General features: G+C 47.1%; 19 protein-coding genes and 1 pseudogene. 13 read left to right on the plus strand and 7 right to left on the minus strand.

Annotated features, from left to right (window positions below):
• Positions 1–383: pseudogene (locus ADJ24_RS25215) on the minus strand (transposase); the annotation flags it as partial.
• Between the two features lie 296 nt (positions 384–679).
• Between ADJ24_RS25215 and ADJ24_RS22135 the strand changes: the two are divergent.
• Genes ADJ24_RS22135 through ADJ24_RS22145 form a run of 3 tightly spaced genes read left to right on the plus strand, consistent with a single transcriptional unit; the run spans position 680 to position 5134 of the window.
• Positions 680–1762: an AAA family ATPase gene (locus tag ADJ24_RS22135; RefSeq protein ID WP_023310217.1), complete on the plus strand. Its 1083-nt coding sequence runs from the start codon at positions 680–682 to the stop codon at positions 1760–1762.
• Entirely contained in the window at positions 1755–4016 is a 2262-nt protein-coding gene (locus ADJ24_RS22140; RefSeq protein ID WP_080974988.1) for a S8 family peptidase, read from the plus strand. The genes ADJ24_RS22135 and ADJ24_RS22140 overlap by 8 nt, the downstream gene beginning before the upstream one ends.
• Positions 3926–5134 carry an IS256 family transposase gene (locus tag ADJ24_RS22145; protein ID WP_015386429.1) on the plus strand — a complete coding sequence of 403 codons (1209 nt, stop codon included), beginning with the start codon at positions 3926–3928 and terminating at the stop codon, positions 5132–5134. Before ADJ24_RS22140 ends, ADJ24_RS22145 begins: the two co-directional genes overlap by 91 nt.
• A gap of 286 nt (positions 5135–5420) precedes the next feature.
• Here the strand turns inward: ADJ24_RS22145 and ADJ24_RS22150 are convergent, their stop codons facing one another.
• The 6 genes from ADJ24_RS22150 to ADJ24_RS22175 all read right to left on the minus strand — a co-directional run bounded on the left by ADJ24_RS22150 (position 5421) and on the right by ADJ24_RS22175 (position 13021).
• Complete coding sequence (locus tag ADJ24_RS22150) at positions 5421–6914, minus strand: HsdM family class I SAM-dependent methyltransferase (protein WP_023310220.1); 1494 nt, start codon at positions 6912–6914, stop codon at positions 5421–5423.
• 181 nt (positions 6915–7095) lie between these two features.
• The gene (locus ADJ24_RS22155) at positions 7096–8676 is read right to left on the minus strand and encodes a restriction endonuclease subunit S (RefSeq protein WP_023310221.1); all 1581 of its coding nucleotides are present in this window, start codon (positions 8674–8676) and stop codon (positions 7096–7098) included.
• Positions 8676–11483 (minus strand): DEAD/DEAH box helicase family protein, encoded by a 2808-nt coding sequence (locus ADJ24_RS22160; RefSeq protein ID WP_048703750.1) that lies wholly within the window; start codon positions 11481–11483, stop codon positions 8676–8678. The genes ADJ24_RS22155 and ADJ24_RS22160 overlap by 1 nt, the downstream gene beginning before the upstream one ends.
• 37 nt (positions 11484–11520) lie before the next feature.
• Positions 11521–11715, minus strand: coding sequence for a helix-turn-helix domain-containing protein (locus ADJ24_RS22165; RefSeq protein ID WP_048703752.1), 195 nt, complete (start codon positions 11713–11715; stop codon positions 11521–11523).
• 236 nt (positions 11716–11951) lie between these two features.
• Complete coding sequence (locus ADJ24_RS22170) at positions 11952–12608, minus strand: hypothetical protein (protein WP_023311929.1); 657 nt, start codon at positions 12606–12608, stop codon at positions 11952–11954.
• Positions 12609–12622: 14 nt separating this feature from the next.
• Positions 12623–13021 carry a DNA-binding protein gene (locus ADJ24_RS22175; RefSeq protein ID WP_048703754.1) on the minus strand — a complete coding sequence of 133 codons (399 nt, stop codon included), beginning with the start codon at positions 13019–13021 and terminating at the stop codon, positions 12623–12625.
• 219 nt (positions 13022–13240) lie between these two features.
• Here ADJ24_RS22175 and ADJ24_RS22180 point away from each other — a divergent pair, with 219 nt between their 5' ends.
• From ADJ24_RS22180 to ADJ24_RS24855, 10 genes are all read left to right on the plus strand, one after another.
• Complete coding sequence (locus tag ADJ24_RS22180) at positions 13241–13453, plus strand: helix-turn-helix domain-containing protein (protein WP_023311928.1); 213 nt, start codon at positions 13241–13243, stop codon at positions 13451–13453.
• 1 nt (position 13454) lies between these two features.
• Positions 13455–15509 (plus strand): Mu transposase C-terminal domain-containing protein, encoded by a 2055-nt coding sequence (locus tag ADJ24_RS22185; protein ID WP_048703756.1) that lies wholly within the window; start codon positions 13455–13457, stop codon positions 15507–15509.
• Between the two features lie 11 nt (positions 15510–15520).
• A complete protein-coding gene (locus tag ADJ24_RS22190; protein ID WP_023311926.1) occupies positions 15521–16414 on the plus strand; it encodes an AAA family ATPase in 894 nt (297 codons plus the stop codon).
• Between the two features lie 10 nt (positions 16415–16424).
• Complete coding sequence (locus ADJ24_RS22195) at positions 16425–16715, plus strand: hypothetical protein (RefSeq protein WP_023311925.1); 291 nt, start codon at positions 16425–16427, stop codon at positions 16713–16715.
• A 12-nt stretch (positions 16716–16727) separates the two neighbouring features.
• On the plus strand, positions 16728–16934 hold the full coding sequence (locus ADJ24_RS22200; RefSeq protein WP_048703759.1) for a hypothetical protein: 207 nt from the start codon (positions 16728–16730) through the stop codon (positions 16932–16934).
• Positions 16924–17568 (plus strand): DUF3164 family protein, encoded by a 645-nt coding sequence (locus ADJ24_RS22205; RefSeq protein ID WP_048703762.1) that lies wholly within the window; start codon positions 16924–16926, stop codon positions 17566–17568. Before ADJ24_RS22200 ends, ADJ24_RS22205 begins: the two co-directional genes overlap by 11 nt.
• 1 nt (position 17569) lies before the next feature.
• Positions 17570–17803, plus strand: a complete 234-nt coding sequence (locus tag ADJ24_RS22210; RefSeq protein WP_048703766.1) for an ANR family transcriptional regulator — start codon at positions 17570–17572, stop codon at positions 17801–17803.
• Positions 17793–17984: a hypothetical protein gene (locus ADJ24_RS22215; protein ID WP_032663812.1), complete on the plus strand. Its 192-nt coding sequence runs from the start codon at positions 17793–17795 to the stop codon at positions 17982–17984. The genes ADJ24_RS22210 and ADJ24_RS22215 overlap by 11 nt, the downstream gene beginning before the upstream one ends.
• 80 nt (positions 17985–18064) lie before the next feature.
• Positions 18065–18784, plus strand: coding sequence for a DUF2786 domain-containing protein (locus ADJ24_RS22220; protein WP_048703771.1), 720 nt, complete (start codon positions 18065–18067; stop codon positions 18782–18784).
• Positions 18781–19230, plus strand: coding sequence for a hypothetical protein (locus ADJ24_RS24855; RefSeq protein ID WP_048703774.1), 450 nt, complete (start codon positions 18781–18783; stop codon positions 19228–19230). The genes ADJ24_RS22220 and ADJ24_RS24855 overlap by 4 nt, the downstream gene beginning before the upstream one ends.
• The last annotated feature ends 2 nt before the right edge of the window (positions 19231–19232 follow it).

The following is a 19232-nucleotide window of genomic DNA, read 5'->3' on the forward strand; positions in this document are numbered from 1 at the left end:
TGCAGCCACGCATAGAACCCGGCCCGGGCGACATTCAGTACCCGACACATTGTCATCACAACCCATACAGTGCGGTGCTAATCAAAATAGCGGTACTTCAGTCGGGCTCCCTTGCAAAGTATAGCGCGGCCTTTTTTCAAAATATCTCATTCTTCTTCAGTACGCTTCAGCTTAGCACTGAGCTTCATGATCTCACTTTTGGCTTCCAGAAGATCGTGGATGTGCTTTTTATTGTCGTCAGGTTTGATAGCCCGTATCCATTTGTAGTGGCTTTGTGCAGAAGCGCCCAGCCGGTCGGAAACTTCAGGCACGGAATAGCCACGCTCCGCTATTTGACGGACGGCTTCTTCCTTAAATTCAGGTCTAAATCGTGGTGTGCCCATACAGTCCTCCTTTGCTCAAACTATAGGGCAGAATTGTCTGCTTGGCGGGTTAGACCAGTTATGCATATGTATGATCGCTACATAAAGTGGGCAGGCGTGGCGAGGATATGAGTGCGCGCTGATGGCAGTAATTGGGTGTAATTTTTACATCATTCTCATTGCATGTGTGATGTGGTTCGGTTTTTGGTCAAACTGGTTGGGTTGTTTGGTTTTTTGGCTCTGTTTTGGCTGCTATTTAGCAGTTTTGGTGTATGATTGTTTTCATTATGGTCGGCGTTTGCTGTAAAGGTGGTTGAATGATTAATGTTACGAATGAAATGCTCATTGATGTAGTCAGTGATGCGCTTACAGGGAAGAGGGAAAGCCTTCTCATGCGACTGAGAGTTATGGCAAAAAAACTCAAGAAAGAATCTCCAGAGTTAGCGAACAAACTGGAAAGCCTGCTGCTGCATACCAGTGGTGCCGTCGCTATTGAGCGCGCCCAGCCACTTATACCTAAAGCCGCTCCCGTTGATGCTGACAGTAGGCAAAAGTTGTTAGTTGAAACTTATCCTGTGGTTATTGATGTAGAACCTGTCTGGCCTAGCAAAACTGATGTGCAATTAAATCGGTTTGTGATCGAATGGGAAATGAAAGAACGTCTTTATAAAGAGGGGCTTCACCCTTCCAGGTCTCTTCTCATGGGAGGGCCTCCGGGAGTTGGGAAGACGTTAGCTGCAAAATGGTTGGCTTGTAAGCTTGATATGCCTCTTCTTACACTTGATCTTGCGAGCGTAATGAGCAGCTATTTAGGCAAAACGGGGAATAACATAAAAGCGGTTCTTAATTATGCTTCGTCATTTCCATGTGTGCTGCTGCTTGATGAATTTGATGCAATTGCTAAGAAAAGAGATGATGCAACAGATGTTGGAGAACTCAAGCGATTAGTTACTGTGCTCTTACAAGCTATTGACGAGTGGCCTAATACTTCTGTACTAATTGCTGCTACAAATCATTCAGAATTACTCGATCCAGCGGCCTGGAGACGATTTGATAGAGTGATTGATTTTGACTATCCAACAAAAGACCTAATCAAAAGATATTTAATGTCTAAAAATATTGGTGATGATTTGGCTGAGTATATTTCGGCTAGATTGGATAAGGTTTCTTATGCTGTAATTGAAAGAGCAATTAACCAGGCGAAGCGTAATTCTATTATAGAAAACTCTCCTTTAAGTTCATCATTGATAGATGAGCTATTAGAAGATGAGTCTATTGAAAATGTTATTAGAACAATGTTGGCTGAAGATGTTTCGCAAAGGAAGATTTCACGTGACCTAGGTATACCTAGAACTCAGGTCAGTAAGTTTGTGAAGGCTGAGGGTGAAGGAAATGAATGATAAAAATATGTTGCTAGGGTATGGGGAAACTCTTACGGGTTCAATTAAATTGAACCGGGGCGGTGGTAATAAAAATAAACCTTATACCTACTCTGAAAATAAACCTGTTATATCCGAACAGTTGAGTGTGCTGATTGCTGAAATCAATAAAATTCCGATTTCAGCAATGCCGGAAGGTAAGGCTGTGGCAAAATTTGTATTACACCCAACATTTCTGGCTAAAAGCTATTTTCCTATAGGGTTGTTGGACCGATTTTCTCTTGGTAGCATCGGTAGTAAAGCTATTAAAATTAAGCCTAGAAAGGATATCAAGAAGAAAGGGCGAAAAGACGAGTATACTACGGCCTGTATTTATGTTTCCGGTAAGCAGGAAGATTTTCAGCAATTCCTTGATGCTATCAATAAAGATGCATTAACCAAGGGGCAGCAGGATGATTTTATTACGCTGGAAAGCATTTCGATGCTTGAAGTTTCTGATAAAGTAAAAGCAATCAATGGTCATGAAGTGATGAGCATTGAGGTGGCACTGCATACACCAGAAAATACTTCAAGCGTAATTGATACATTTGAATCCTTTGCTTTGCAAAATGGTGCCGTCATTGATACAGCAAGAAGCATAAAGGTTAAAGGCTTAACCTTTATGCCAATTAAAGCAAGTAAAGGTGTTGCTTTGAAACTTGCGGAGTTTTCTTTCCTTAGAACGTTAAGAGAACTTCCAGAATTAAGATTGAGTGAACCAGTTATCGCGCGCTCTGTGGAACAAACATCCCATCTTAGTTTGCCGACAGAAGGGGCTGTAAACCAAAATTTGAAGGTGGCTATATTTGACGGCGGCCTTGGGGTAGATGATTTCAGCCCGTGGGTTACTGAATACACCTTTAATGGTAATTCTGCCACAAGTGCTAAGCTACTCTCCCATGGGCAGGATGTAACTTCTACCGTTCTATTTGGTGTTCTGGGTACGGAAACAGAAAAATTGACGGTGCCATTTTGTAATATTGACCATTATCGTGTATTGGACTCCAATGTAAATAATTCGGATGTTGATCTTTTTGATGTTTTGATCCGAATTAAAAGTGTTTTGGAACAGAATCATTATGATTATGTGAATTTAAGCTTAGGGCCAAGATTACCCGTAGATGATGATGATGTCCATGTGTGGACTTCTACGCTTGAGGAAATTCTGGCAACTGGTGAAACGCTTTGCACTATCGCTGTAGGAAATGATGGTCATCTCCCTGCTCAATTGAACAGAATCCAGCCTCCAGCAGACTTAGTTAATGGTTTGTCTGTCGGTGCGGCGACATCTTTATCTGATCACTGGGAGCGTTGTTCTTACAGTTGCATCGGTCCTGGGCGAAGCCCCGGCTTTGTAAAGCCTGATGGGGTCGCATTTGGTGGGAATGAGGATGAACCTTTTCAAGTATATAGTCCAATGCATAATGGGCTTGCCAGCACTGCTGGAACGAGTTTTTCAGCCCCGTTGGTGTTGCGACAGGCGATAGCGTTAAGTTCATCACTGCAATACAACATCACACCTCTGACTGCTAAGGCACTCCTTATACATCATGCTGAATGTAAAAAACTTAATCGCCATGAGGTAGGTTGGGGTCGTTTCCCTCATGATCTGAGTCAAGTGATATTCTGCGGGGATGATGAGGTAAAAGTTATCTATCAAGGAAAACTGAAGCCATCCCAACACATGCGAGCGCTTATTCCTGTTCCCGATGTTCTAATGAAAGGTCGTGTGAATTTGAGGGCAACATTCTGCTTCTCAAGTCCAGTAGATGCTGAACACCCTTTAAACTACACCAGAAGTGGATTGGAAGTGACTATGCGTAAAGGCATTTCGGATAGTGATGGACTCACATTCCCTCTTTTCAACCTGAAAAATGTTTATGCTGATGAAAATGAGCAGCGCATTGATGCCCATAAATGGGAGACGACATTAAGAAGCGAGCATACCTTTAAAGAAGGTGAGTTAACTAATCCTTGCTTTGATATAGCTTATTATGGTCGCGATTGCGGGATGCCTGTTAACGTGGATGAGTTAGATGAATTGCCTTATGTTCTTATTGTAACTTTATCCGCGAGTCTGTACATAAATTTGTGTAATTGCCTGATTTTGATATGTTCAATCCAACATCAAAAGCAGGTTAATTTATGGACGAAAAACAGTTGCAGGCTCTGGCTAACGAACTGGCCAAAAATCTCAAAACCCCTGACGATCTCAACCAGTTCGATCGCCTGCTGAAGAAAATCAGCGTTGAGGCGGCTCTCAACGCCGAAATGTCCCACCATCTGGGCTACGATAAAAATCAGCCCAAACTGGGGGCTAATTCCCGTAACGGCTATTCCACAAAGACCGTTACCACCGGCGATGGCCCTCTGGAACTACGTACCCCACGCGATCGTGATGGCTCCTTCGAACCCCAACTGGTGAAGAAAAACCAGACCCGCATTACCGGCATGGATAACCAGATTTTATCGTTGTATGCCAAAGGGATGACCACACGCGAGATCGCCGCCGCGTTCAAAGAGTTGTATGACGCGGATGTCTCACCCGCGCTGGTCTCAAAGGTCACCGATGCGGTCATGGAGCAGGTTGTCGAATGGCAAAATCGTCCGCTGGATGCAGTCTATCCCATTGTTTATCTTGACTGTATCGTCCTGAAAGTCCGACAGGATAGTCGTGTCATCAATAAATCAGTGTTCCTGGCGCTGGGCATTAATATCGAAGGCCAGAAAGAGTTGCTGGGGATGTGGCTGGCCGAAAATGAAGGGGCGAAGTTCTGGCTGAATGTGCTGACAGAATTGAAGAATCGTGGCCTGAACGATATCCTCATTGCCTGCGTTGACGGCCTGAAAGGTTTCCCGGACGCCATCAACGCGGTGTATCCGGAGGCCCGCATCCAGCTGTGCATCGTGCATATGGTGCGCAACAGCCTGCGGTTCGTCTCCTGGAAGGACTACAAAGCCGTCACCCGCGACCTGAAAGCGATTTACCAGGCACCGACGGAAGAAGCAGGCCAGCAGGCGCTGGAAGCGTTCGCCGCAGCCTGGGACAGCCGCTATCCGCAGATAAGCCGAAGCTGGCAGGCAAACTGGGCCAACCTGGCGACGTTCTTCGCTTACCCGGCAGACATCCGCAAAGTCATCTACACCACCAACGCCATAGAATCACTGAACAGCGTGATCCGGCATGCTATCAAAAAGCGTAAGGTGTTCCCGACGGACGACGCGGTGAAAAAGGTGGTGTGGCTGGCAATCCAGGCGGCCTCACAGAAATGGACGATGCCGCTGAGGGACTGGCGTATGGCAATGAGCCGCTTTATTATCGAGTTCGGTGACCGCCTGGACGGTCACTTCTGAGAAAAGGCATTTACACAGAATCGTGTACAGGGTCTTATCCGCTGAGGAAATGCCTGATTTATATAACCTGATAAGGCAAAAATATCAGACATTGCAGCCTATCCAGGTTCAGCAGCAAATTATTTTGCGTGCTTAATGTAAAAGGGGCTTATGCCCCTCTTTTTATGCTAATTATTTCAAACCTAAACAATGAAATTATGCGATTGTCGATCTGAACCACAATTTTGTAAGTGTAAATATCGTTTCAGGCAAGATACGGCCAGTATCCTGCACTAGAAATTAATATTTATGTGGATTGTTTAGATAGGCCACTAAGCACTTCTCGGAAGCTGTTTAATCCAGCTTCGAGATTTTCTATGATTCCTTCTGCCAGTTCATCCGGTTCTGGCAGGTTATCAAGATCGGTTAAACTTTTATCCTTTAACCAGAAAATATCCAAGCTAGTTTTATCACGTGCAAGCAACTCCTCGATACTGTATTTCCGCCAGCGGCCTTCTTGGTTCTTCTCTGGGTGCCAAGTCTCTTTGCGGTTGGTTGGATTTTTAGGGTTGTAGCATTCAATAAAGTCGGCTAAATCCTCAAAGCGCATTGGCTTTTTCTTCAGCGTGTGATGGATATTGGTTCGGTAATCATAAAACCATACCTCTTTCGTCCATGCCTTTGGGCTGGCTGGCTGGTTATCGAAAAACAACACGTTCGCTTTGACGCCTTGTGCGTAAAAAATTCCGGTGGGTAACCGTAGAATGGTATGCAACGTTGTGTTTTCTAATAGCTTCTTACGGATCGTTTCTCCTGCGCCCCCCTCAAATAGGACGTTATCCGGTACAACTATTGCGGCCTTGCCGGTAGTTTTCAGCATGCTACGAATATGCTGAACGAAGTTGAGCTGCTTGTTAGAAGTTTTGGCCCAAAAGTCTTGACGATTATAGGTCAATTCATCCGTTTCCTGCTCGCCTTCTTCATTGGTAAAGCTCATTGAACTTTTCTTACCAAACGGTGGGTTAGCGAGCACATAGTCCACGCTAACAGGGCTGGCTGCGATTAACGCATCATTAGGGGAAACCAGACTATCGCCATCAATTTCACCGATGTTATGTAGGAACATATTCATTAAACACAGGCGACGAGTATTGGCGACGATTTCGTTACCATGGAAAGTGCTGTGCTTCAGAAAGTGCTTTTGCTCTTTATCGAGTGAAGTATTTTCTGGATTTGTTAGAAAGTCATAGGCCGCCAGAAAAAAACCACCTGTACCGCATGAGGGGTCGGCAATTGTTTTGCCTGGTTCTGGTCGAACACATGCTACCATGGCGCGGATCAAAGCCCTCGGTGTAAAATACTGCCCCGCACCGGACTTGGTATCTTCAGCATTCTTTTCCAGCAACCCTTCATAGATATCTCCCTTAATATCCGCACCCATCATGACCCACTGGGTACTATCAATCATATCGATAAGGCGGTACAACTTGGCCGGGTCTTGAATCTTGTTTTGCGCTTTAGTGAAAATCTGGCCAAGCATACCTTTCTGCTTGCCTAATTCACGCAGCAGCTCTACATAAAGGACTTCAAGCTCTGCCCCCTTCTTACTGGTGAGCGCCTGCCAATTGTACTTTGTAGGAATGCCCACGTCACGAGAGTATGGCGGTTTAGAGTATTCATCAGCCATTTTCAGAAAGATCAGATAAGTGAGTTGTTCTAGATAGTCGCCATAACCCACTCCGTCATCGCGTAAGGTAGTACAGAAGCTCCAGACTCTGGAGATAATTGTTGATGTATTCATTTTTTTAGTCTCAAAATTTCCAAAAAGCTAGCTCTATATAAGCGTTATGTTACCAAAATTAGCACTTTTCCTGCCAATGACAAAAGGCCTCTTAAGACGGCCTCCTCGCCATTAATGTGCATCAGTGGGAGTATTCATTTGAAGATCATACTTCAATCAGCATATTCTTTGTATTTAATTGTCATCTTTTGATTGCTCTTCTTTTTCGCTCATTTTTTTGCATTTGGATATGCGCCAGTAGTTCGCTGGCAGGTGCATCGTGGGGATCTTGTGTTACCAACTTTCCGGAGAATGCTTTTTTCAGGATAGATTGACGTAGTATTTCAGCTTTCACTAGTTGCTTATCAATTTCAATCTCAGTTGAATTAATCAACGGGAGAATAGAGTCTAACCGTGACATCAGTTCTTCTTGTTCTTCTACTGTCGTCAAAGGAAGAATAATATTTTGTAATTCCCCACTATTGATATTGTTCACGCCGCTCGTTGATTTTGCGGATGATTCTATTTGTTTCCGAATAAAGTGACTGCTCATAGCAGCCAATAAATATTCTGGTTTTAGCGTTTTTTTATTTGTCCTTAATCTGATCAAGTAACCTGCAAATATATGTTTTGTATCCTTTTCATTGATAAGTGCACAACTACCAACCAGCGATATGCTTCCATTGGAACGTATAGTTAAAATGTCACCAGACATCAAGCGAAGATGGTCAACCTCACCTTTTTGGAAGTTAGCGAACTTCAAGTCGGAGTCGTCTATTTTTCCCGCAGAAATATTGGGAATACGAAGTACGCTTTGATCGCCTGTTTCATAATCACATTTGGCGGATGTACCGTAAGCAGGTTCGTCGATTAAGTTTCCAAGCCTTATGTAGGACCAGCTAGCTGGTAGCTGTGGAAGCTCTTCTTTTGATGCTTCAGATACCGGGGTAAGATGGGATGGTTTCTTAGGCTTACCCGGTTTTTTTCCATCTTTACCGTTAGCTTCCCATTCTTTTATCGCAGTCTTCCAATCATTCAGTTGATGCTGGTAGCGGGATTCGCGCTCTTGCTGGATATGGGCTAGAAGTTGTTCAGTGGATTTCAGTTTATCGGCATTTTTCTCACGCCACTTTGCAGTGAGCTTGCCTTCAAAGGCATGTTTGAGAACGGCTTGACGGTAGATTTTAAGCTGTTCACGGGCAGTTTCCAGCGCGGTAATTCCATTATCCAACTCAGAGAATAGTTGTTCGATTTTAGCGACAATGCGCTTTTGTTCATTTACCGGAGCTAATGGAAATGGAAAGGCCTTAATAACTGTTTGACTTATATTCTGTTGTGTCGCGCCCTTTCCCAAACCGGCCAGTTCTAATCTGGCATATCGAAGGAAATTAAATAGATATTTTGTTTCGATCTCATTTTTTTCAGCAAAAGCTATTGCTTGATTGGTCGCTAACTTCATACCAGCTATTCCCAGTTTTCCGATAGAGCCATACATTGCTAAAAGTAATGTACCTTCATCAACTAGTTTGGCGGAGCTATTTTGCAGGCCTTTCTCGTTAATTTTTTGGGTGGATTCATTAATGATGCCGTCGTTTAAATCACCAATAACCAGCCAAGGAATGTTTCCACCGTAATACTCTGGATTACCGCTTTTGGGAGTGCCACCACTTCCCCATTTAAAGCATTCACCCAACGTTGTTTTTACCCAACTTTCTGGAATAACATCTAAAATTCTTGATTCAACTTTTTTAAATACAACAGTGTCAATAGTTTCAATAGCCATTATGCCACTAACTCCCGATTCAATTCCTCAAGCAACCAGTCCATCTTGTCCCCAAACTGTTGATACATGCCCATCAAACCACCCTGAGCATCGAAGGGGGTCATATCCAGATCATCACGTTCGAAGTGAAAAGAGCTCACGATATGGTCGCGAATAGCTTGTAGCCATTGCATTTGCTGTTCATTAAATTTTTCTGAATTACCTGAGTGGTACTTCATAATCCAATCCTGAAAATTCTTTCTTACGGTGTTGTCAAATGGCTTGATTTCACTATCTATGCCGCACACCCTGCGGACCAGAGCGACTAAGGCGGTGAGTTCAGTTAAAGGATTTTCGCCTTGATAGTTATCCAAATGGGCGTAAGCCTGCCAAATACGTAACGGTGCCAGCTTGGGGCGATCTTGCCTTAGCTTTTCTAACAAAGTTTTGATTTGCGTAAAGGTCACTTCGCTGCGGCGCGCAGGTGTATGGAAGTAGATGTCAAGCGCATCGATCTCGTCGGCATGCTCTTGCAGATAGTCGGCAAATTCTTGGATGAGCACCCTAGCGTTTTCGGTTGTTTCTCCATCCCATTCGGCTTTGAGTATCGTATCAAGATCTTCGTGCACGATGGTTTGTTCTTTGTCGCGACGGATAGTATCGATCAGCTCAATCAGCTCGCCACTAAACATGTTTGCCACTTGGCCGACCAACTGCTGCTGAGCTTTGTTACGGGCATAATCACCAGGGTCGGTGCCGACCGGCTGTCCGACGATTTCCAACGCTTTTTGCTCTATGCGGTCACCATCGATGGCGTTGAAGAGTTCACCAACAATCGTAAGTAAAGGCGTGCCACCAGCTTTTTCAGCAATACGGGCACGTTCTTTGTCATCAAGCTGTTTGTCTAACCTCGCCAGGCGTCCGGCTAGCGATGATACAGTATCAATATCGCTTGCACCCATCATTACGCCCATTGCCAAGTCTTTGAGCGGTACGCTAGGTTTGGTGATCAGAGGTTGGCTTGCGGTCTTAACCGACTTGGTGACGCCAATAGCATCGACAATCACATAGTGTGTTTTAGCGCTCTGCGCGGATGGAGTGACTTTTTGCAAACTGTCTTTATCGAGTGTGCGGGTACCGCGCCCCTTCATTTGTTCAAAGTAGTGTTTACTTTTTACATCACGCATAAACAGCAAACATTCCAGCGCCTTTACGTCGGTTCCGGTGGCAATCATATCGACGGTAACCGCAATACGTGGGTAATAGTCATTGCGGAACTGGGCGAGCACAGATTTAGGGTCTTCACCTTTTTCAATCACTTTGCCTTCAGCATCAGTTTTGTCATTGACAACACGGTAGGTGATTTTTTTACAGAACTGGTTACTTTCGCCAAACTCTTCGCGCACGGTTTGAATGATGTCATCAGCGTGGCTGTCGGATTTGGCAAAGATAAGGGTTTTGGGTACTTCTTGACGACCGGGAAAGATGGTCGGCAGTGAATCTTTGAAAGTACGGATGACAGTGCGAATTTGGTCCGGGTTCACGATGTTGCGGTCGAGTTGCTTTGCAGTGTAGGCCTCGTCCTGATCCTGTTGCTCCCAGCGCTTGCGGCGGGTAGTACGCTCGCGGCGCTCCACCTGCTGCTTCGCTTCAATCTTTCCGCCTTGCTTGGTCTTTTCGGTTTCGATCACAAAGATTTCGTTACCCACGTTAACACCATCGGCCACGGCTTTTTCGTGGTTATACTCGCTGACAACATTCTTGCGGAAGAATCCGTAGGTACGATTGTCCGGCGTGGCGGTCAGACCAACCAGATAGGCATCAAAATACTCCAGCACCTGCCGCCACAGGTTGTAAATAGAGCGGTGACACTCATCAATGATGATTACATCAAAAAACTCAGGTGGAATCTTTTCATTATACACCACCGGCAGTGGCTCTTTGGGCTTAGTAGATTGCTCCGCTGGGTTTTGCTCCTCGAGAGAATCATCCAGCGCCTCATCTTTTAGAATGGAGTACATACGTTGGATAGTACTAATACAAACCTGTGCATCTTTGGCGATGAACTGATTTTTCAATCGCTGAACTGTGTATAGTTCGGTGAATTTTCGGTTATCGTCGTTTGGCACGAAGCTCATGAATTCTTGTTCGGCCTGTTCCCCAAGGTTTTTGGTATCCACCAGAAACAGAATGCGATTAGCATTCACGGGCTCCCGTAGCAGGCGATAACTGGCCGTAATAGCAGTAAAGGTCTTTCCGGAGCCAGTGGCCATCTGCACCAGTGCACGGGGTCTGTCTTGTTTGAATGACTTTTCTAAGTTGGTGATGGCCGTAATCTGGCAATCACGCAAACCTTCTTTAATCAGTGGTGGGAAATCTTGCAAACGACCGCGCAGGCTTTTAGGTTCTTTGAGCCACTTGGCAAGGGTTTCCGGGCGATGGAAGTTAAACACTTCGCGGGAGCGTGGAAGTGGATCTAAACCATCAGTAAAGCGTGTAATAACTCCAGTACTTTCATATACAAAGCGCAAAGGGTGGTTGTTGTTTACCCATTTCAAAGTTGCGTTAGCATATCCTTGTGACTGATCTTCAACTGTGGTGATCTTTTCACCCCAAGTTTCAGGTTTGGCTTCAATCACACCCACTGCTTGCTTATCAACAAACAGCACATAATCTGCAGGCCCTACGTCGGTTTGATACTCGCGCACTGCAACACCAGTAGAAGCGGAAAAATTGATCTTCTTCTTGTCTTGTACTAACCATCCCGCTTGCGCGAGCAACACGTCTATTTGGTCGCGAGCTTTTTGTTCTGGATTTTGATTGACCATGCTTCAAGTCCCCTACCTACTGGTTGTCGTTGCGCACTTAATATTTGTTGGCTGTCGGCGTCGCACGTTCTAACAGTTCACTAATGCCGCAGTCGAATAGTTCACATAATTTATCGAGCGCTTCCAGATCCACTTTCTGTGCTGTCTCTTTGTAGAGTAAAGTCACCGTAGTGCGGCTGAGTCCTGTTTCTCTGACAACGTCTGCAATACGCATTTTGCGTTCACCCATCATGCGGGCGAGGTGGCAGTGTGGGGAGGTGATCGTTTCTGCATAGAGGGAAAACGAGGGGTAATAGGCTGAAAGGCAGAGCTATCAAGGGGTAGACAGCTGTGAGGTAATTCTGCACACGCTACTGGATTTTGAGCAAAAATAGTAAAAAAGGCGAAATATTCTGCACTAAAATTAGCACGCATTAGAACCGTTTAAATCACTTTTAAACGATCCTAATGCGGTTCTTCAGCTCTACCTCACCTCTTATTCCATACAGTTTGGTACAGTTGTTTTAGTTCTACATCGGTAAGTTCAGTCATCGAATTTTTTTCAAATTTCTGTTGCATATAGAGTTTACGCCATGCCTGCCACCCTTTTTCAGAGCACCTGGCTTGGATTGACTTAATTGTTTGTGCTCTCCAGTCTTGAACTTTTTTCGGAGCGGATGGCATGTTGCGCAATTCGCCCAGTCTTGAACGAAGGAATTTTATTGCTTTAGCATGGTTTATGTCTTTGATTTCATGATAACTATTCACTTTCATGTGGCGATTAAGAAGTGACCATGCTTTTTGGTGTGTGAGTTTTGACTTCTTTATAGCGTTAAAATTTTCAACCCATTCATCTACAAGGCTTTTTATCTGGAATTTTTGTGTCGCATCAATAACTCCATCTGCCGTTTTGACCTGAATTTTTTTCTGTATGGATCTTGTAAAGGTTATTACATTATTTACGGTGTTTCCGTTGCCAATCACATTGGCTGAACCATTGACGTTGATTGATGGGATTGTCTGATTACCCCCATCAATATCAGCTGCATCCTCATTATCCTGCGAAAGAAGCTGAGCAATTTCTAACAACTCGTCCTCAAATGCATTTTTCTTTCTACCAAGATGTACAACTTTGTCGTCTTTCATTACAGCCTCCCAGACTAAGCAACAAGCTCGATCGTTTCTTGTATCAACTTCATGTCTATGTAACTACTTGATTTAAAAGCCCGGTAAAGCACCGTGATCACCTTTGCTTTGGTCGAAGGGCTTATCTTTTTTTTCCTACTCATCAAAAGTAATTCAACAGATTCGATAACTTTTGATAGTAACTCCGTATCGATTTCGCTTTCTCCAATGTCAGCCTGTTCTGTACCAATCGCCTCTCTAGTTGCAGAGGGAAGAGATGAGATGTGGAACTCAAAAGCCGTCCCCCTAACACCAGCGCGCTGACGCTTCTTCCAACCCTCCTTATTAGCCCTCCGATTGACACTGCTCTTATCACCAGGCATTCCCGGAAGCCCTGCAAGCTCACTTGCCGAAAACCATTCATTAAACGCCATCACAAAAACCCTTTGTGGTTTCATTTGTCGTTGCAGAAGATAAATGAAATGACAAATTTAAATTCAATAAAACAATCACATAGTGATTATATTGCCAACATTGACAATTATTTGTCGTTGCACGCATTGCAATCACAATGCAATGAAAGTATCTTCTTAAGTAGCTAGCTGGGTACTTTGCAGGCTAGCTAAGTGGTTAACTTTTAAGGATGGCATGAAATGAAATGCGAAAAAAGAGAAAACATGCACAGAGCGGATATCGTCGCGGCTTTGCGCAAAAGAAACATGTCTCTCTCTAGTTTGGGGCGGGAGCACAACCTATCGCCTTACACATTAAAAAATGCCCTAGATAAACCATACCCAAAAGCTGAAAAAATTATTGCTGAAGCAATCGGTATGACTCCTGAAGATATTTGGCCTGGGAGATATTGATATGTCTTCATTTAATGGTTGGGTTACTGCTAAAGAGATAACTGAGTTACCCGGTTTTTCTTCTGCCGTTAGCACCATTTTGCGCAAAGCAAAAAATGAACAGTGGACATGCAGGAAAAGAGAAGGCGTTAAAGGTATCGCCTATGAATTTCTCATCGAAAGCCTTCCTCATGATATGCAGTCAGCCATCCGCGAAAAAGTGTATCAGACAGTGCTGGCCTCTAAGCCAGGCGAGCATGCACTCCGTGCGGTTGTTGCACGTAAGGCCACCGCAGACCGTCAGGATATAGCCCTGCTGCGCCAGTGCCCGGTCATTCTTGAGCAGAAGGTCGGCGAACTGACCATTAAACAAAAACAGATCGCCGATGCCCGCGCGGCGCTGGCGATGGAGGTTGAACGTCTGCGGAATGCGGGTTCATCACGCACCGCTGCCGTCAAATTTATCGTGAAGGCTGCACGCACCGATTCACTGCCAGAGCACCTTAAAGATGCTGCGGTTATCGCCAACGCCCGCAAGGGTTCAACCCGTAAAGGTTTTGGTGAGCGCAGCCTTCAAGAGTGGGTGTCTATTTACGAGGCGTCCCGGCCAGGTATTGAGCGTCTGACGCTGCTTGCTCCTGGACAACTGAAAGCTAGGACGCCTGAAAAGATCCAGTGGCTTCCTGACTTTCTGGCCCACTGGCGATCAAGAAAGGGGCCGACGCTAAGGGATGCTTACAGTGATTTTAAAGCTGAATGGGAAAACACGTATGCCGACCAGCCGGCAATTGCAGCCGCCTGCCCGTCATATGATGCCGTTCGCCGCGCCATGGCAAAACTGCCAAAGCGCGAGCGTGTGCGCGGTCGCGTCAGCGGTTCCGCTGCGCTGGCTTATGAATGCTTCCAGAAACGTGACTGGTCCCTTATGCCGGTTAATGGCTGCTGGATTGCGGATGGTAAATCCCTGGAGATGAAGGTGGCACACCCTGACCATGGCCGCCCGTTCACTCCTGAACTGACGTTAATTATTGATGGCCGGACACGCTTTATTACGGGCTGGAGCCTGGCACTTTCAGAAAGCGTTATTGCTGTGGCTGATGCCTACCGTTACGCCATGCGTCATTTCGGCAAACCGTTATTTGTGTATTCCGATAACGGCGGCGGTGAAACAAACAAAACGCTTGATGCCGATGTGACGGGTATTTTCAGCCGCCTCGGTATTGAGCACCCGACCAGTATTCCGGGGCGTCCTCAGTCTCGCGGCATCATCGAACGGCTTAACAAGGGTGTTCCCCGCCGTGTTGCGATGCAGTTCGATACGTTCAGCGGCGACAGTGCTGACCGGGAGCATGCCCGCATCACGTCGCGTGCTATCCAGTCAGCCATCAAAGCGCAGGAGAACGGACGGGAGCTGACGCCTGTGCAACGTAATGCTCTGGGTAAATTACCCTCCTGGCAGCAGCTGCTTGACGCAATCGCCAGCGAAGTTGACGCATACAACAACACGCATGAACACCGTGAGCTTCCAAAACGTAACGGGCGTCATATGACACCGTCGGCCTATCGTCGGGCCGTTCTCGAAGCTGAAGGCGACGACATTGAATATCTGACTGATGTTGAGCTGCGCGAAGCCTTTATGCCGGAGATGGTACGTACCGCGCAGCGTGGCTGGTTGCGTCTGTTCAACAACGACTACTTCTCTGAAGAATTGATCCAGGTGGATAGCGAAGAGGTTCGCGTGGCTTTCGATATTCACGATCCCTCTTCCGTTATCGTTCGCCGGATGGATGGTACCTACGTCTGTACTGCGATCTGGAACGGTAATAAACGTGCCGCAATACCGGTGAGTGCAATGGATGTGGCAGTTGAGAAACGCCGCCAGCGCCGCCTCAACCGTATTGAAGACAAACGCCAGGAAATTGAGGCAGAGGGCCGCTCTGTATTACCGGGCCAGCGCTTCGACGATCTGGGGAGCTTTATCCCGGCTGAATTCAGCCGGATTACGGAAGAGGAGCATTTCTTCTTCCTCGAAACCGACCGCGATGAATATCTGAAAAAAACCGGTAATACCCGGTAAGTGAGAGACATATGAGCCTACAAACAGAACTGAATGAACTTATGTCCCGCAAGGGTTACAGCCAGACACAGGTGGCCCGCGCTTTTGGTAAAAGCCCGGCAGTCGTTAATCAGTACCTGCAGGGAAAATATCAGGGTGATGTGGACAGCATCGACGAGCTGGCTCGCAGCTTCATTGCCCGCGAAGCCGACAAGGAAAAATCGCGTCGCATCACGCCGCGCTATATCCCCACAGTGACCTCCCGCAAGGGGATCGAGGTCATTCGCCTGGCGCACCTGGATGGTGAGATTAACGTTCTCTATGGCGCTGCTGGCCTGGGTAAAACCATGATTTTGCGTGAATACGCGTCCAGGCATCGTGATGCGCTGCTGATAGAGGCCGACCCCGGCTATACCGCCCGTGTTGTGCTCGAAGAGCTGTGTGGGCTGCTTGGCCTCAGCAAACGCGGCAACATGCATGAACTCAGCGAAGCCTGCATTGCTGCCCTGCGTGATTCAGGTCGCCTCCTGATGGTCGATGAGGCTGAGAACCTTCCATACCGTGCGCTGGAAACACTGCGCCGCATCCACGACAAAGCCGGTATCGGTGTCGTTCTGGCCGGGATGCCTCGCCTCATTATCAACCTTAAAGGCAAGCGCGGTGAGTATCAGCAGCTTTTCAGCCGCGTGGGTCTGGCGCTCAACATCGGCGAATCCCTGCCGCAGGCCGATATCAGCGATATCGCGATCAGTATGCTGCCGGATGCTGAGAACCCTGACGTATCTGAGGCGCTATTCCGGGCGAGCAACGGAAACGCCAGACGTCTTTTCAAACTGGTGCGCGGTGTCAGCCGTCACAGCGATATCAGTGGCCATGCAGTCAGCGCAGGCGCTGTCCGCAAGTTCGCAGAAATGCTCATTAACTGAGGATTTAACCATGACCAGAACATCAGGAAACACCGACAACGCAGGCGTTATCTCTGCGTTGATCCGGGCAGAAACGCTGATTTTATTTCTGTCAGCACAGGGAGTTCAGGTGAAAAGTGTATCCCTGCGCAACACACAGCCGGTCATTCGTATCGTGCGCCATGCATGGTGCGAGCGGATGAAAAAAGAGGGTCTGGCTCGGTTTGATATCACAGGCAATGACCGCCACGGGCGCTTTCGCCAGGGCGTTTATCAGGATGAAAGTGGATGTCGGGTGGTCTGGTCTGAATCACTTCATTAAGCAGAGGGATATATGGCAAAGATTGTTATTGAAATAAAAGACAAATCTCGCGGTTTTGAAGTCGGTTGCAGGGTTATCCCTGATGACGGCGACAGCGATATCGTCAGCAAAGTGGCTGACAAAGTGGGTAAAGGTCTGGCTGGTCATGTGCTGGCAAAGGTTAACGAAGCAGTTAAGAAAGTAGCGCGTCAATTTAAGGAGAGTAAAAATGTCCACTGAAAACAAGCAATTCACTGAAAAAACAGCGCCAGAGGGTTACTGGATTGACGCCAAGGGCGTACTGACCCCTGTCAGTCTGATTAAAGATACCGACCAGATGCGTGACGATCTGGTGCGTAGCATCGTCGAAAAAGCGATAGCCCTGAGTGCTGCACTGGCAGAGTTCAAGCTTAGCGGCTTTTCCGATATCGGAGCCTTCGTTGATATCTCCGCCAGTCAGTACGGCGTCAACCTGGGCGGCAAAAAAGGTAACGTCACGCTCTACAGCTATGATGGCCGCTATAAGGTTCAGCGTGCCATGCAGGACCGTATCGCATTTGACGAGCGCCTGCAGGCTGCTAAATCACTGATTGATGAATGTCTGGCAGACTGGACCGAGAATGCCCGCCCGGAGATTCGCGCCATCATCACCCGTGCATTCCAGACGGAAAAAGAAGGTGAAGTGAATACCGGCGCTGTACTTGCCCTGCGCCGCCTCGATATTACAGACGTTCGCTGGGTCAAGGCGATGGAGGCTATCGGCGAGGCCGTTCAGGTTGTCGGAAGCCGCTCTTATATCCGTGTTTATGAGCGCGTTGGTGAAAGCGATCAGTATCGCGCAATTCCTCTCGATATCGCTGGCGTGGGGGTGTGAGATGGCCATTCTGTTTGATCGTGCTAAAGCGGGCAAGCCTTGCAGCCCATTCATGTCGTATGCAACCAGCGCTGTCATTGCCGAACAGAACGGCGAGTTTCAGCGGGCGGCGGATTCATGGAAGCAGGCATTCAGTCTGGCAAAACTGGAGGTGAACTCAATTTATGCGGCTTCGCGTATGGAATTCTGCCGCCACGCTGCGCATCGCGGATGGGGAGTACCGTATGAAAGCTAAAGAATTCAATGCCCTTTACCCTAAAGGCAGTTCATTTATCTATCAGCCAGCCACAGGTTTACGCGGTGGCCGTGTAGTCAGAACGGTAGATGTGGCAAATGACCTTTATAAGGTCACGGTCGTGGAAATAAATCAGGAGCCATATTTCGCGAATATTAAATCGCTGAAACCCGTGAACTGATTTTAACCGTAATTTAAATCACTTTTAAAAATGGCGTAAACCCGCAGGGGCTGGCTTACGCCAAATTCAGGAGTTGAACAATGGAAAATAAAGAGAAATATATCCAGAGAATTAAAAAGCTGCTCGCGATGGCGCGTAATAACTCCAGCGTCGAAGAAGCAGCACTTGCCCTCCGCCGCGCTCAGCGTCTGATGGAAACCCACAAGCTGACTGAGGCTGATGCTGATTTGATGGATATCAATGAAGCTTCTACCCAGAAGGCCCCCTCTCATGCTGAGAAGATGCCGGAATATATGGCAATACTGGCAGAGATGGTCGCCCGCGTTTTTGGCGTGAAGTTTTACACCAGCCATGGCACTGAGCAGTGGGGCAAGCCAGCAAAACGCACCATACACTATTACGGCCCCGACGAACGCCCTCAGATAGCGGCATATTCATTCGAAGTCCTGGGTAAGCAACTGGCGAAAGCCCGCCGAGATTACCTCTCCACATTACGCAAGAACATCAAACAGGCCACAAAAGTTGCCCGCGCCGATACCTTCTGCTCCGCCTGGGTCAACGGTGCTTATGCCGTTGTCAGTGATTTCGCCGTCACGGAGGCGGAGACAACTCTGATGGAGTGCTACCGCAGCAGGAAATTAAGTGAAGGAATGAAAAAGCTGGAGCCGCGCAAACCCGGCAAAGCCAGGGGAACGGATAAGGCGGAAAACGAGGGATATCTGGCTGGCCGCAATGCGCAGCTGCATCACGCGGTAAGCAGTTCAGCTAATAAATGCGAACAGATTGGAGTGACAAAATGAAAATTTCGCCTCAACTGGAAACTACGCCAGTCAAAGAACTCGTAGCAGCCGGGCATGCGCTGGCAAAAGAACTACATTGCGCTGAGTCTGCCGCGCTGGTCCGCAATCTGGCTACAGCGCTTGATGTCCAGCTCGCGCGGGCAAACGCGCTGGTTAAACCACTGCCGTATGGTGGAGGGAGTGCAATCGCCATTAAGCAACCCAAACGCCTTTATGAGTGGCACGGAGCAACCGTTGCTCTTAAGCAAGAAACAGCTAATGGCTGGGCAAAATTGCCCGCTGGCACGGAGGGAACAATCCGAACGGTGAAAGGTTCGCGACGGGGTCTGGAGTTCGTTAGTAACCCGTGTCGGTGCTGTGGCGTGCAGGTCAGTATTAATGGTATGCGCCCTGAGCATTTCGAACTGCTGGAATTGGTGAAAGGCAATGCAGGAGAGGACATGTGAAA

Source organism: Enterobacter sp. 940_PEND (genome assembly GCF_001059415.1).
Classification (GTDB): Bacteria; Pseudomonadota; Gammaproteobacteria; order Enterobacterales; family Enterobacteriaceae; genus Enterobacter; species Enterobacter cloacae_M.

What these genes read in the sequence shown, in the direction of transcription:
- ADJ24_RS22190 (WP_023311926.1), top strand. Translation starts at nt 15,521, where the DNA reads ATGAGCCTACAAACAGAACTGAATGAACTTATGTCCCGCAAGGGTTAC.
- ADJ24_RS22145 (WP_015386429.1), top strand. Translation starts at nt 3,926, where the DNA reads ATGGACGAAAAACAGTTGCAGGCTCTGGCTAACGAACTGGCCAAAAAT.
- ADJ24_RS22135 (WP_023310217.1), top strand. Translation starts at nt 680, where the DNA reads ATGATTAATGTTACGAATGAAATGCTCATTGATGTAGTCAGTGATGCG.
- ADJ24_RS22175 (WP_048703754.1), bottom strand. Translation starts at nt 13,021, where the DNA reads ATGGCGTTTAATGAATGGTTTTCGGCAAGTGAGCTTGCAGGGCTTCCG.
- ADJ24_RS22200 (WP_048703759.1), top strand. Translation starts at nt 16,728, where the DNA reads ATGGCAAAGATTGTTATTGAAATAAAAGACAAATCTCGCGGTTTTGAA.
- ADJ24_RS22165 (WP_048703752.1), bottom strand. Translation starts at nt 11,715, where the DNA reads ATGATGGGTGAACGCAAAATGCGTATTGCAGACGTTGTCAGAGAAACA.
- ADJ24_RS22185 (WP_048703756.1), top strand. Translation starts at nt 13,455, where the DNA reads ATGTCTTCATTTAATGGTTGGGTTACTGCTAAAGAGATAACTGAGTTA.
- ADJ24_RS22180 (WP_023311928.1), top strand. Translation starts at nt 13,241, where the DNA reads ATGAAATGCGAAAAAAGAGAAAACATGCACAGAGCGGATATCGTCGCG.
- ADJ24_RS22150 (WP_023310220.1), bottom strand. Translation starts at nt 6,914, where the DNA reads ATGAATACATCAACAATTATCTCCAGAGTCTGGAGCTTCTGTACTACC.
- ADJ24_RS22220 (WP_048703771.1), top strand. Translation starts at nt 18,065, where the DNA reads ATGGAAAATAAAGAGAAATATATCCAGAGAATTAAAAAGCTGCTCGCG.
- ADJ24_RS22215 (WP_032663812.1), top strand. Translation starts at nt 17,793, where the DNA reads ATGAAAGCTAAAGAATTCAATGCCCTTTACCCTAAAGGCAGTTCATTT.
- ADJ24_RS22205 (WP_048703762.1), top strand. Translation starts at nt 16,924, where the DNA reads ATGTCCACTGAAAACAAGCAATTCACTGAAAAAACAGCGCCAGAGGGT.
- ADJ24_RS22210 (WP_048703766.1), top strand. Translation starts at nt 17,570, where the DNA reads ATGGCCATTCTGTTTGATCGTGCTAAAGCGGGCAAGCCTTGCAGCCCA.
- ADJ24_RS22155 (WP_023310221.1), bottom strand. Translation starts at nt 8,676, where the DNA reads ATGGCTATTGAAACTATTGACACTGTTGTATTTAAAAAAGTTGAATCA.
- ADJ24_RS22140 (WP_080974988.1), top strand. Translation starts at nt 1,755, where the DNA reads ATGAATGATAAAAATATGTTGCTAGGGTATGGGGAAACTCTTACGGGT.
- ADJ24_RS22170 (WP_023311929.1), bottom strand. Translation starts at nt 12,608, where the DNA reads ATGAAAGACGACAAAGTTGTACATCTTGGTAGAAAGAAAAATGCATTT.
- ADJ24_RS24855 (WP_048703774.1), top strand. Translation starts at nt 18,781, where the DNA reads ATGAAAATTTCGCCTCAACTGGAAACTACGCCAGTCAAAGAACTCGTA.
- ADJ24_RS22195 (WP_023311925.1), top strand. Translation starts at nt 16,425, where the DNA reads ATGACCAGAACATCAGGAAACACCGACAACGCAGGCGTTATCTCTGCG.
- ADJ24_RS22160 (WP_048703750.1), bottom strand. Translation starts at nt 11,483, where the DNA reads ATGGTCAATCAAAATCCAGAACAAAAAGCTCGCGACCAAATAGACGTG.